At 71.5% G+C, this 12,719-nt stretch carries 11 protein-coding genes; 8 read left to right on the top strand and 3 right to left on the bottom strand.

Translation table 11 applies throughout. The annotated features are described in order from the left end of the window. The first annotated feature begins 77 nt into the window (after window positions 1-77). From ACG00X_RS15380 to ACG00X_RS15345, 8 genes are all read left to right on the top strand, one after another. Window positions 78-761: a glutathione S-transferase gene (locus ACG00X_RS15380; protein WP_394489071.1), complete on the top strand. Its 684-nt coding sequence runs from the start codon at window positions 78-80 to the stop codon at window positions 759-761. A gap of 76 nt (window positions 762-837) precedes the next feature. Beyond that, a complete protein-coding gene (locus ACG00X_RS15375) occupies window positions 838-1,146 on the top strand; it encodes a DUF1272 domain-containing protein (protein WP_394489070.1) in 309 nt (102 codons plus the stop codon). Window positions 1,147-1,211: 65 nt separating this feature from the next. Beyond that, window positions 1,212-2,435 (top strand): multifunctional CCA addition/repair protein, encoded by a 1,224-nt coding sequence (locus ACG00X_RS15370; protein WP_394489069.1) that lies wholly within the window; start codon window positions 1,212-1,214, stop codon window positions 2,433-2,435. Window positions 2,436-2,655: 220 nt separating this feature from the next. Beyond that, window positions 2,656-3,819: an efflux RND transporter periplasmic adaptor subunit gene (locus tag ACG00X_RS15365; RefSeq protein WP_394489068.1), complete on the top strand. Its 1,164-nt coding sequence runs from the start codon at window positions 2,656-2,658 to the stop codon at window positions 3,817-3,819. A 16-nt stretch (window positions 3,820-3,835) separates the two neighbouring features. Next, window positions 3,836-6,991 carry an efflux RND transporter permease subunit gene (locus ACG00X_RS15360; protein ID WP_394489067.1) on the top strand — a complete coding sequence of 1,052 codons (3,156 nt, stop codon included), beginning with the start codon at window positions 3,836-3,838 and terminating at the stop codon, window positions 6,989-6,991. Continuing rightward, a complete protein-coding gene (locus ACG00X_RS15355) occupies window positions 6,988-8,373 on the top strand; it encodes an efflux transporter outer membrane subunit (protein ID WP_394489066.1) in 1,386 nt (461 codons plus the stop codon). The genes ACG00X_RS15360 and ACG00X_RS15355 overlap by 4 nt, the downstream gene beginning before the upstream one ends. Before the next feature lie 374 nt (window positions 8,374-8,747). Then, on the top strand, window positions 8,748-9,218 hold the full coding sequence (locus tag ACG00X_RS15350) for a thioredoxin family protein (protein WP_394489065.1): 471 nt from the start codon (window positions 8,748-8,750) through the stop codon (window positions 9,216-9,218). Then, window positions 9,215-10,354, top strand: coding sequence for an MFS transporter (locus ACG00X_RS15345; RefSeq protein ID WP_394489064.1), 1,140 nt, complete (start codon window positions 9,215-9,217; stop codon window positions 10,352-10,354). Before ACG00X_RS15350 ends, ACG00X_RS15345 begins: the two co-directional genes overlap by 4 nt. Window positions 10,355-10,378: 24 nt before the next feature. Here ACG00X_RS15345 and ACG00X_RS15340 read toward each other — a convergent pair whose 3' ends face one another. The 3 genes from ACG00X_RS15340 to ACG00X_RS15330 form a co-directional block, all read right to left on the bottom strand. Next, a complete protein-coding gene (locus tag ACG00X_RS15340; protein WP_394489063.1) occupies window positions 10,379-11,299 on the bottom strand; it encodes a PEP-CTERM sorting domain-containing protein in 921 nt (306 codons plus the stop codon). 94 nt (window positions 11,300-11,393) lie between these two features. After that, window positions 11,394-11,909 carry a hypothetical protein gene (locus tag ACG00X_RS15335; protein ID WP_394489062.1) on the bottom strand — a complete coding sequence of 172 codons (516 nt, stop codon included), beginning with the start codon at window positions 11,907-11,909 and terminating at the stop codon, window positions 11,394-11,396. Between the two features lie 51 nt (window positions 11,910-11,960). Further along, a complete protein-coding gene (locus ACG00X_RS15330; protein WP_394489061.1) occupies window positions 11,961-12,668 on the bottom strand; it encodes a phosphatase PAP2 family protein in 708 nt (235 codons plus the stop codon). Window positions 12,669-12,719: the final 51 nt, after the last annotated feature.

The following is a 12,719-nucleotide window of genomic DNA, read 5'->3' as shown; positions in this document are numbered from 1 at the left end:
GCATCAATCCGTTGCGGATTGATCAACACACGCCGCGAGCCCGCCACCTAAGCTCTGTGCCCTAACAGCGAGGCCCCATGAAGCTCTACATCGGCAACAAGAACTACTCGTCCTGGTCCATGCGCAGCGGCGTGCTGCTGGCGGCGTTCGGCATTCCGTTCGAGGAGGTCAAGCTGCGCTTCGACTTCACGCCGGGCTCCGAATGGAGCCGCGCCATCTCGGCCATCACGCCGACGAAGCGCGTGCCGGTGCTGGTGGAGGACGATGGCTTCACCGTGTGGGACACGCTGGCCATCACCGAGTACATCGCCGACCGCCACCCCGAGCTGCCCATCTGGCCGGCTGACACGCAGGCCCGGGCCCGCGCGCGCAGCCTGTGCGCCGAGATGCACGCCGGCTTCACGCGGCTGCGCAACGTCTGCCCGATGAACATCGAGGCCTTCTTCCCCGATGTCGGCGCGAGGTTGTGGGCCGAGGACGAGGCGCTGCGCGCCGACGTCACGCGGCTGGGCGCGGCCTGGTGTGACGCCTTGAAGCACAGCGGCGGCCCCTTCCTATTCGGCAGCTTCAGCGCCGCCGATGCCTACTTCGCCCCGGTGGCCGTGCGGCTGAGCCGTTTCGGCCTGCCGCTGTCGGAGACCGCCGCCGCGTACCGAGACACCGTGCTGGCGCACCCCGCCGTGGAAGACTGGATCGCCGACTCGCTGCGCGAGCAGGACTTCATCGTCGAGGACGAGCCTTACCGCTCGGCGCGGGCATGAGGCCCCCACGCTCGCTTTCGATCACTGCCCCCCGAGGGGGCGCGCGGCGCCTTCGGGCGGCCGGGCGGCGCTGACCATGCTGGAACTGCGCCCCTGCTGCGAGCACTGCGCCACCGCGCTGCCGCCAGCCTCCACCCAGGCCCGCATCTGCAGCTTCGAATGCACCTTCTGCGCGGCCTGCGCGGAAGGCCTGCTGGGCAACGTCTGTCCCAACTGCGGCGGCGGCTTCGTCCCGCGGCCCATCAGGCCGGCCCACAACTGGAAGGGCGAGAACTACCTCGGCGCCCACCCGGCGCGGACCGAGCCGAAGCTGCGGCCGGTGGATCTGGCGGCGCATGCAACCTTGGTGGAGGCGCTGAGCGGCGTGCCGCCCGAGAGGCGGTAGCGGTAGCGGTCGCGGGTGAGTCACCGCCGGGCAGCCACGTCCAGCCAGCGCAGAGAATCACCGCGATGCCAAGTTTTCAAACCTACCTCGTCGGCGGCGCCGTGCGCGACCGCCTGCTGGGCCTGCCGGTGCAGGACCGTGACTGGGTCGTCGTCGGCGCGTCGCCGCAGGACCTGCTGGACGCCGGCTACCAGCCCGTCGGCAAGGACTTCCCGGTCTTTCTGCATCCCGACACGCACGACGAAGTGGCACTCGCGCGCACCGAACGCAAGACGGCGGCCGGCTATCACGGCTTCGCTTTCCACGCCGCGCCTGACGTCACGCTGGAGCAGGACCTCGCACGCCGCGACCTGACGATCAACGCGATGGCCGAGGACGCGCATGGCGCCATCGTCGACCCCCACGGCGGCCAGCGCGACCTGCAGGACCGGGTGCTGCGCCATGTGTCGCCGGCCTTCGCCGAAGACCCCGTGCGCATCCTGCGCCTGGCGCGCTTCGCGGCGCGCTTCGCCGACTTCACCGTTGCGCCCGAGACCGTCGCGCTGATGCGCGCGATGGTGGCCGCCGGCGAGGTGGACGCGCTGGTGGCCGAGCGCGTGTGGCAGGAGCTGTCGCGCGGGCTGATGGAGAAGCAGCCGTCGCGCATGTTCGCGGTGCTGCGCGAGGCGGGGGCGCTGGCCAAGCTGCTGCCCGAGGTGGAGGCGCTGTTCGGCGTGGCGCAACCCGAGGCCCACCATCCGGAGATCGACACCGGCGTCCACCTCATGATGGTGCTGGACCAATGCGCGCGGCAGGGCGCGCCGCTGACCGTGCGCTACGCCTGCCTGTGCCACGACCTCGGTAAGGGCACGACACCCCCCGAGGAACTGCCCCGCCACATCGGGCACGAACAGCGCAGCGAAGAACTCGCCAGCCTCGTCAGCGCACGCTGGAAGGTGCCGGCCGACTGCCGCGAGCTGGCCGAGCTGGTGGCGCGCGAGCACACGCATGTGCATCAGAGCAGCGGCTTCAGCGCCGAAGCGCGGCTGCGGCTGATGGCGCGCTGCGACGCCTGGCGGCGGCCCGAGCGTTTCGCCGAACTGCTATGGGCCTGCGAGTGCGATGCCCGCGGCCGTCTGAGATTCGAGAACCGCGACTATCCGCAGCGCGAACGGCTGCTGGCCGACCTGCGCGCCACGCAGGCCGTGGACCTCGCTGCGGCGAGCGCGGCGGCCATCGCGCGCGGCGCCAAGGGGCCCGACATCGGCCACGCCGTCATGCGTGCACGCCTGGCCGCCATGCCCGCCTGAACACGCCATGACGAATGGCACCCGCCACGGGCCGCGGCATTAGCAAACAGACCCAGCGCCACGCCGGGATTTGCACAGCTTCATCCGCGCAGCCCCGTCTGCATCGCTAAAGTGAGCCGCTTTGCCTCGCCGCGCGACGCGGACGCCGGGGCAGCAGTAAACGTCGGACAAGGGCATGAAGATGAAGTGGGCAAGAAGTAGCAAGGCCAGGCTGGGTGTCATGTGCTTGATGGCCGGCCTGGGGGCTGGCCTGCAGGGTTGCAGCCCCGCCGGCGGCCAGGCCGCACCGGCGAGTGCGCCCCCGGCGCCGGAAGTCGGTGTCGTCACCGTGGCTCCGGGGCATGCCGATCTGGCGACCGAGCTGCCCGGCCGGCTCGAAGCCTTCCGCGTTGCCCAGGTGCGTGCCCGCGCCGCCGGCATCCTGCAAAAGCGCCTGTTCACCGAAGGCAGCGACGTGAAGGCCGGCCAGGCGCTGTTCGAGATCGACGCCGCCCCCTACCGCGCCACGCTCGCCAGCGCGCAGGCCACACTGGCCCGCGCCGAGGCCAATCTCGTGCAGGCCCAGGCGCTGGCCGACCGCTACGCGCCGCTGGCCAAGACCCAGGCCGTGAGCCAGCAGGAGGCGCTGAATGCCCAGGCCGCCGCGCTGCAGGCCCGCGCCGACGTCGCCGCCGGCAAGGCCGCGGTACAGACAGCCCAGATCAACCTCGGCTATGCCGCCGTCACGTCGCCCATCGCCGGCCGCATCGGCCGCGCCCTCGTCACCGAAGGCGCGCTGGTGGGCCAAGGCGAGGCCACGCCGCTGGCCGTCGTGCAGCAGGTCGACAAGCTGTATGTGAACTTCACGCAGTCGGCCGCCGAGGTCATGCGGCTGCGCCAGGCACTGGCCGACGGCCGGCTGCAACGCGCCAGTGGCAAGGAGGCCGCCCAGGTGCAGGTGCTGCTGGAGGACGGCAGCGTCTACGCCGAACCCGGCAAGCTGCTGTTCTCTGACCTGAGCGTGGACACCACGACCGGCCAGATCACGCTGCGCGCCGAGCTGCCCAATGCCAAGGGGCAGTTGTTGCCCGGTCTGTATGTGCGCGTGCGGCTGACACAGGCCGCCGTGGACGCGGCCATCACGCTGCCGCAGCAGGCCGTGACGCGCGGCGCCACCGGCGAGAGCGTGCTGGTCGTCGCGGAGGACGGCAGCGTCACCGCGCGGCCCGTGAAGCTGGGGCCATCGCAAGGTGGCCGCGCCCTGGTGCTGGACGGCCTGAAGGCCGGCGAGAAGGTCGTCGTGGACGGCCTGCAGCGCGTGAAGGCCGGTGGCAAGGCGCGCGCCGTGCCGTGGGCCGCCCCGGGCTCGGCGCCGGCCGCGCCTGCTTCTGCGGCTTCGCGCTGAAGAGGACCGAGCACTCATGGCGCAGTTCTTCATCAACCGACCCATCTTCGCGTGGGTCATCGCCCTGTTCATCACGGTCCTCGGGGCCGTGGCCGTCACGCAGCTGCCGATCGCGCAATACCCGCCGGTGGCACCGCCGTCCATCGTGCTGTCGGTCACCTACCCCGGCGCGTCCGCGCAGACGCTGGAAGACTCGGTCATCAGCGTCATCGAGCGCGAGATGAACGGCTCGCCCGGCCTGATCTACATGGAGGCCGTGACGCAGGCCGACGGCACCGGCTCGATCACGCTGAGCTACGACCCCTCCACCAACCCCGACCTGGCCCAGGTCGACGTGCAGAACCGCTATGCGCGCGCGCAGCCGCGGCTGCCGCAGGCCGTCATCCAGCAGGGCGTGCGGGTGGACAAGGCCAACCCCAACTTCCTGCTCTTCATCATGATGTCGAGCAGCAACCCGGACTTCGATCCCATCGCGCTGGGCGACTACGCCTCGCGCACCGTGCTGCCCGAGATCCAGCGCGTGCCGGGCGTGGGCCAGGGCCTGCTGTTCGGCACCGAGCGCGCGATGCGCATCTGGCTGGACCCGGCCAAGCTGGTGGGCTACAAGCTCGCGCCGGCGGACGTGAACACCGCCATCCAGGCGCAGAACGCCCAGGTCAGCTCGGGCTCCATCGGTGACCTGCCCAACGTGGCGGGCCAGACCATCGCCGCGACGGTGGTCGTGCGCGGCCAGCTCACGAGCGCGGAGCAGTTCGGCAACATCGTGCTGCGCGCCAACGCCGACGGCTCCACCGTGCGGCTCAAGGACGTCGCCCGCATCGAGCTGGGCGCCGACAGCTACACCGGCCGCCAGACCCGCCTGAACGGCGTGCCCTCGGTGGGCATCGGCGTGCAGCTGGCGCCCTCCGCCAACGCGCTGCAGACCGCCAAGCTCATCAAGCAACGGCTCAAGGACCTGACACCCTACTTCCCGGCCGGCGTGAAGGCCAGCATCCCCTACGACAGCTCGCTGTTCATCGACATCTCGATCTCGCAGGTCGTCGAGACGCTGATTGAGGCCGTCGTGCTGGTGTTCCTGGTGATGTTCCTGTTCCTGCAGAACATCCGCTACACGCTGATCCCGACACTGGTGGTGCCCATCGCGCTGCTGGGCAGCTTCGCGACGCTGCTGGCTTTGGGCTTCTCGATCAACGTGCTGACGATGTTCGGCATGGTGCTGGTCATCGGCATCGTGGTGGACGACGCCATCGTGGTGGTGGAGAACGTCGAGCGCATCATGAGCGAGGAGGGGCTGTCGCCGCTCAAGGCCACGCGCAAGGCGATGAGCCAGATCTCCGGCGCCATCATCGGCGTGACCGTGGTGCTGATCTCGGTGTTCGTGCCGCTGGCGTTCTTCAGCGGCTCCATCGGCAACATCTACCGCCAGTTCTCGGCGGTGATGGTCTCGGCCATCGCGTTCTCGGCCTTCCTGGCGCTGTCGCTGACGCCGGCCCTGTGCGCCACCCTGCTCAAGCCGGTCGAGGCCGGTCACCACGTCGACAAGCGCGGCTTCTTCGGCGGGTTCAACCGCGGCTTTGCGCGCATGGCCAAGGGCTATGAGGGCTGGGTGACGAAGTTCATCCACTCGACCGTGCGCATGGGCTTCGTCTACGCGGCCGTCATCGCGGCCGCCGTGGTGATGTTCCAGAAGCTGCCCACGTCCTTCGTGCCCAACGAGGACCAGGGCAACATCCTCGTCAACGTGCAGCTGCCGCCCGGCGCCACGCAGGCGCGCACGCTGGAGGTCATGAAGCAGACCGAGGACTTCATGCTCAAGCAGCCCGAGGTCGACAGCATGGTCGGCGTGGTCGGCTTCAGCTTCTCGGGCTCCGGCCAGAACGCCGGCCTGGCCTTCGTGACGCTCAAGCCCTGGGACGAGCGCCACGGCGCCGAGCATTCGGCGCAGGCGCTGGTGGCCCGCGCGTTCCCGGCGCTGAGCAAGATCCGCGACGCGGTCATCTTCCCGACCAGCCCGCCGCCCATCCGCGACCTCGGCCGCGCCAACGGCTTCGCGCTGCGCCTGCAGGACCGCACCAGCCACACCCGCGCCGAGCTGCTGGCCGCGCGCAACCAATTGCTGGCCGCCGCCGCCAAGAACCCGTTGCTCACCGCCGTGCGGCCCGACGGGCTCGAAGACGCGGCCCAGGTGCAGCTGGACATCGACCGCGAGCGCGCGATGGCGCTGGGTCTGAACATGAGCGCCGTCAACGCGGTGCTGGGCACGTCGCTGGGTTCCAGCTACGTGAACGACTTCCCCAACGCCGGGCGGCTGCAGCGCGTCATCGTGCAGGCCGACGCACCGGCCCGCATGCAGCCCGAAGACCTGCTCCAGCTCAACGTGCTCAACAGTGCCGGCCAGCCGGTGCCGTTGAGCGCGTTCGCCACCAGCAAATGGATCACCGGCCCGCTGCAGACGGTGCGCTACAACGGCTACCCGACGATGCGCATCGCCGGTGAGCCGGCCAAGGGCGTGTCCACGGGCACGGCCATGGCCGAGATGGAGAAGATCGCCGCCACGCTGCCCGACGGCTTCGGCTACGAGTGGACGGGCCAGTCCCGCGAGGAAAAGCTGTCCGGCTCCACGGCCTTCATCCTGTTCGGCTTCTCGCTGCTGGCCGTGTTCCTGTGCCTGGCCGCGCTGTACGAGAGCTGGAGCATCCCGCTGGCCGTGCTGCTCGTGGTGCCGCTGGGCATTCTGGGCGTGGTGCTGGGGGCCAACTTCCGCGGGCTGGAGAACGACGTCTACTTCAAGGTCGGCATGATCACCATCATCGGCCTGTCGGCCAAGAACGCCGTGCTCATCATCGAGTTCGCCAAGGATCTGCAGGCCCAGGGCCACAGCATCTTCGACGCCGTGCGCGAAGCGGCGCACCTGCGCTTCCGCCCCATCGTCATGACCTCGCTGGCCTTCATCCTGGGCGTGCTGCCACTGGTGCTGGCCAGCGGCGCGGGTTCCGCCAGCCAGCGCGGCATCGGCACCGGTGTCATGGGCGGCATGATTTCGGCCACGCTGCTGGCCGTGTTCCTGGTGCCCGTGTTCTTCGTCGTCGTGCGGCGCTTCTTCCCCGGCAGCGAACGCCAGCGAAGGCGCGACGCCCACGAGGCCGAGGAAACCCCAGGGAGCCAGGCATGAAGTCCGCACTGACCCTCCTCACCACGGCCGCGCTGCTCGCGGCCTGCGCCGGCCCCGAGCCGAAGAAGCCCGCCGCCGCCGAGGCCGCACAGGCGGCGCTGCCGGCCGCCACCTTCCCCGGCGCTGAGCTGGCCGCCACCGGCGGCACCGCCGCAGCAGCCCTGCCCTGGGCCCAGGCCTTCCAGGGTGCGCGGCTGCAGCGGCTGATCCCGCTGGCGCTGGCCAACAACCGCGACCTGCGCGTGGCTGCGGCCAACATCGAGAGCGCCCGCGCCACCGCCCAGGCCCGCAACGCCGACCTGTGGCCCACGGTGAATGCGGGCCTGACCGGCTCGCGCTCGCCCAACAGCAGCGGCGGTATCAACAGCAGCTATCAGGCCGGGCTGCAGGTCTCGGCCTACGAGCTGGACCTCTTCGGCCGGCTGCGCAGCCTGGACGCAGCCGCCCAGGCCCAGCTGCTGGCGGCCGAGGCCAACCAGCAGGCCGTGCGCATCGCGCTGGTGGCCGCCGTCGCGACGGCCGAGATCGCGCTGCAGGCCGACGAGGCGCTGCTGAAGATCACGCGCGACACGCTGGCCAGCCGCGAGCAGTCGTTGCAGCTGCTGCGCCAGCGCTTCGAGGGCGGCGTCATCGGCGAGATGGACCTGCGCTCCGGCGAGTCGACGCTGCAGGCCGCCCGCGTGGCCTTCGCGCAGACGCAGCGTCAGCGCGCGCTCGACGAAAACGCGCTGGTGCTGCTGCTGGGCACCGCGCTGCCGGCCGACCTGCCGCCGCCGACCGGCGAGCTGGCCGACTTCGAGCCGCTGGCCGAGCTGCCGCCCGGCGTGCCCAGCGAGGTGCTGACGCGCCGCCCCGACATCCGTCAGGCCGAGCAGGCCCTCGCGGCCGCCGATGCCAACATCGACGCCGCGCGCGCCGCGTTCTTCCCGCGCATCACGCTGACCGGCATGTACGGCACGGCCAGCAGCCACCTGTCCGACCTGTTCAAGCAGTCGGCCTGGAGCTTCGCGCCATCGCTGGTGCAGCCGCTGTTCGACGCCGGCCGCAACCGCGCCAACCTGGCCAGCGCGCGCGCCGCCCGCGACGCGGCCACGGCGCAGTACGAAAAGGCCATCCAGAGCGCGTTCCGCGACGTGGCCGACGCGCTGGCGGGCCGCGCCACGCTGGCCGAGCAGCGCACCGCGCAGGCCGCCCAGGTGGACGCCGAGGCCCGCCGGCTGGCGTTGTCGGAACAGCGCTACCAGGCCGGCATCGCCAGCTCGCTGGACCTGCTCGACTCGCAGCGCTCGCTCTTCACGGCCCAGCAGGCGCTGGTGCAGGTGCAAAGCCAGCGCGCGCAGAACCTCGTGGCCGCCTACCGCGTGCTGGGCGGCGGGCTGTGACTTGGCGCCCGGCCGGGTGGCGTCGCGCCCGCGCACGCGCCGCCCTGCCGGGCATCAGGCTGGATCGGCCGGCGACGCGGCCGATCACCTCCCTCCCGGCCGTTCGGCCCGAGGTCGACCGGGTTGCGCAGGCCTGTGGCGGCTGGCGCGCAAGCCTCTCGCCTGCACCCGCCGGCCACCGAGAGATCTGGCGCTCCGCCGGGCAGCCGTCCTCGTCGCCCCAGCACCCGCTTCCCATCCGGTACCGTGTTCCCTCCTCGAAAGTCGCCCCGAACGACAGCTTGACAACGTTGTCAATCGCCTGGCATGATTGCCTTGAAAGCGCTTTCAGTTGACCCTTCCTCGGGTCGCCTCGCTGTAGAAAGCTCATCACCATGCGTCAACTGCCTTCCACCCTGCTGCTCGCTGCCGGCCTCGCGGCCAGTCTGTCCGCCCACGCCGGCCCGCCGGCGATCTATGACGAAGGCGCCGACGCCAAGGCCGCCGTGCGCGCCACGCTGGCCGACGCCGAGAAGGCCGGCGTGCCGGTGCTGGTCGTCTTCGGCGCGAACTGGTGCGGCGACTGCCGTATGCTGGACGCGACCTTCAAAAACGGCCCGAGCGCGCCGCTGATCGCCAAAAGCTTCAAGGTCGTGAAGGTGGACGTGGGCCGTTTCGACCGCAACGTCGACATCGCCGAGAGCTACCGCGTGCCGCTGAAGAAAGGCATCCCGGCCGTGGCCGTGCTGTCGCCGCAGGGCAAGCTGATCTACGCGACGGAAGGCGGCGAACTGGCCAACGCGCGTTCGATGGGCGACCAGGGCGTCTACGACTTCTTCACCCGCATCACCGCCCAGGCCAAGTGACCCCACCGTCCCTCAGCGGCGCTTCGCGTGCGCTGCGCATCCAGTTCTTCGTCATGGGCGTGCTGTTCGCCACCTGGGGCGTGCACGTGCCCATCGTCAAGGCCCATTACGGGCTGGGTGAGCAGTCGCTGGCGCTGGCCATGCTGGCCAGCGGCATCGGAGCGCTGGCCGCGCTGGCCTACGCCGGGCGCATCGTCGGCCGCTTCGGGCCGCGCGCCGTTGCCGGCGTCATGGGCTGCGTGAGCTGCGTTGCCATCGCGAGCCTGGAGGTGTCGACCCAGTACGCCGCGCTGCTCGTGGTCATGCTGGTGTTCGGCAGCTTCGGCAGCCTGTTCGACGTGTCGCTGAGCACCGAGGCCAGCGAGATCGAGCGCCTCACGGGCAAGCCGCTGATGAGTGGCTTCCACGGCATGTTCAGCCTGGGCGGCATGGCCGGCGCGGGGCTGGGCAGCGCGGTGCCGGCGCTCGGCCTGTCGCCGCAGGCTCACCTGCTGACGGCCACCGGTGCCTGCGCGCTGGCCGTGATCGTCGCGAGCCGCGCGATGCTGCCGGTGCCCGATCACGCCGGCGAGGAAAAACACCCGCTGAGCCTGCCCCGCGGCCCGCTGGCGCTGCTGGGCACGTTGGCCGCCATGGGCCTCATCGCCGAGGGCGCGATCTACGACTGGAGCGTGCTGTTCATGAAGCAGGAGCGCGCCAGCGATGCCAGCACCGCGGCGCTGGCCTACGCCGCCTTCAGCGCCGCGATGGCTGCGGGACGCTTCGCCGGCGACTGGGTGCGCGCCCGTGTCGTGCCGCGCCGCCTGCTGCGCGCCAGCGGCGCGCTGGCCGCCGCCGGCATGGCGCTCACGCTGGCCGTGCCATCGCCGGCGGTGGGCTTGATCGGCTACGCGCTGGTCGGGCTGGGCCTGTCCAACGTCGTGCCCATGCTGTTCAGTGCGGCGTCGCAGGTGCCCGGCGTGTCGCCGGCGCACGGCATCGCTGCGGTGTCGGGCGTGGGCTACCTCGGCATGATGGCCGGCCCGCCGCTGATCGGCCTGATCGCCGAGCACACCTCGCTGACGGTGGGGCTGCTGGTGGTCGTCGTGTTCGCGATCTTCATGGGCCTGTCGGCCAAGCGCGCGCTGCGCGGCTGACCTGCTGCGGCCGTCGGGCCGCCGTCAGGGCCCGGCGCGCAGCTGTCGCGACGCCACCGCCTGCGCGGCCTCGACCTGCGCCGCACTCAGGCCCAGGTCGCGCCCGGCGCGGCTGTCGGCGCCCAGGCTGGCCGGGTCCCGGCCGGTGAGCCGCCCGAAGATCACCAGCGCCTCCAAGTAGCTGCCCCAGGCGCTCAGGTGGTGCCGGTCCGAGCCCCACAGGCGGAGCTTGCCGTCGTCGATGGGGCCATCGGGGTTGCGGCTGGCCACGCCGTCCTGCACGGCCCGCAACGTCGCGTCGCCGACCGGCAGTACCCCGGCGATGCAGCCCGCCCGCGCCGCCTGCGCGTAGCCGGCACGCAGGTCGGCCTGCATCGCCTCCAGCGTCTGCCCGGCCCAGCGGCCGCCCGGCGTGCGATAGACCTGATCGGCACGCGCCCAGGTTTCCAGCAGATAGACGCGTGCACCGGCATGGCGCTCGTGCACGGCCGCCTCGATGCGGCCGGCCGCCGCCACGAACGCCCCGGCATCGCCCGGGTGGTGAGGGTCCAGCAGGCTGTTCTCCTGCAGCACGACGGCGTCCCAGCGCTGGCCGGCGATCAGCGGCAGCTTGCGGTCGGCATGAAAGCGCAGCGTCTGCCCACTGACCAGCTCGCTGCTGACCTCCACCTGCAGGCCGGCGTCGTCGGCCAGCTGCTTGAACAACGCCGGCACGCCGCCGTAGCCCGTGCCGTTCAGGTCCGTCACACGGTCCGCGTGATAGCGGAGCACCGGCGCCGCGTGACCATGCAAGAAGCTGTTGCCGACGAACAGCACCCGCTGCGGCCCGGGCGGCAACGGGTCGGCCGAGCGATCGCAGCCACCGGCCGACGCGGCCAGCGCCGCGCCCATGAGCGAAGCCGCCAGCAGCGGGCGGAACAGGCGGAACAGCGTCAGGCGGGGCATGGGCGTCAATCGGCGGGCGTGCAACTGCGGCGCAAGTCTGGCCGCCCGCCGTTGCCGGGCTGTTGACGGTTTGAAAAGCGCCGTGTGCGGGCGCTCAGGACGGCTTGGCAGGCTTCGCCGGTGCCACCGGCGACGCCGCCACGCAGGCCTTGGCCACCGACAGCCCGCGCAGGAACGCCCGGCGCACACCGCCGGCCGTGATGGCCGCACTCACCTGCCGCGCGTAGCGCTCGGCGCCGCTGAGCTTGCGCACCCAGCCACGGAATGGAATGACGCCCTCGGCCGTGCGCTGCAGCGCGCCGGTGGCGGCGTCTTCGCCGCGCTCCAGCAGGCCCGGGCCGCCCTTGCCGGCGGGTGCATCCAGATCCGGGCCCAGCACCTCGTCCAGCGCCCGGATGCCGGCGGCCAGGGCCGGGCAACTGGTGTCGGCGGGTTCGGCGTAAGGGGCCGCAGCGGCGGCCTTCAGCACGTCCGGGATGTCGGCGCGCACGACGTTCAGGTCGCTCAGCGGCGTCGTCGCCGCGTTGGTGACCTTGTCCTGGCTCGAGCTGGCACAGCCGGCCAACATGAGCGCGGCCGCGACGGAAAGGGTGAGGGGATGTAGACGCATGGCGGGCCGATCATCTCAGGTCGGCGCCTCGGCGGGCTCCGGCGGCGGCGCTCAGTCTGCCGATCGACGGCGCAGGCGCCCAGGGCCGATGGACGTGGCCGCCACCGTCACCGCCCAGCAGATCCAGGCCGTCCAGAACGTATGGCTGGGGTAATGCGCGCCACGCAGCATCTGGCCGGCGCCGTACACCACGCCCAGCGCCACCACGCCCACCAGCCAGGCCCGCGCGGCGCCCGGGTAGGCACGCGCCAGCACCCAGCCGCCGCTCAGGAAGGCGAAGGCCGCGCTGGCATGCCCGGACGGGAAGCAATGCCCGCCGCCCCCGTCGCGCAGGCCGAAGGCCCAGTGCGACACGTAGCGCGCCGTCCCGCCAAATTCGGCCAGATCCCAGGGGCAGCTCGTCAGGCTGACACGCTTGACCAGCGACACCGCCGCCAGACACAGCAGCGTGACCACCAGCCACGTGACCCGTTCACGGCGCGTGAGCGCCGGCAGCCACCGCGCCGGCTGCAGGTTGACGAGCACGATGCCCACCACCGCCACCCACGACAGCAACCGCCCGCCCTGATGGATGAGCTGTGACGTGAACCAGGCCTCGCGCAACGCGAAGCCCGACGCACTGCCAACATGCCGCATGACCCACAGGTCGAGCCCGCTGGCATCCCAGGCCAGCAAGGTGGCCAGGCCGGCCACGACCGCCACCACGCCGGCGGGCAACGTCGCGGGTCGCGAAGGGTGGGCATCCAGAATGGTGTGCATCGCTGGAATTGTGTGGATGCCCCCTGTGCGAGCCTTGCAGTTGGCTGGCTG

The organism is Pelomonas nitida, from assembly GCF_043555975.1.
Classification (GTDB): domain Bacteria; phylum Pseudomonadota; class Gammaproteobacteria; order Burkholderiales; family Burkholderiaceae_C; genus Pelomonas; species Pelomonas nitida.
The sequence above is the reverse complement of the archived record's forward strand: the minus strand, read 5'-3'. Positions and strand labels throughout refer to the sequence as shown.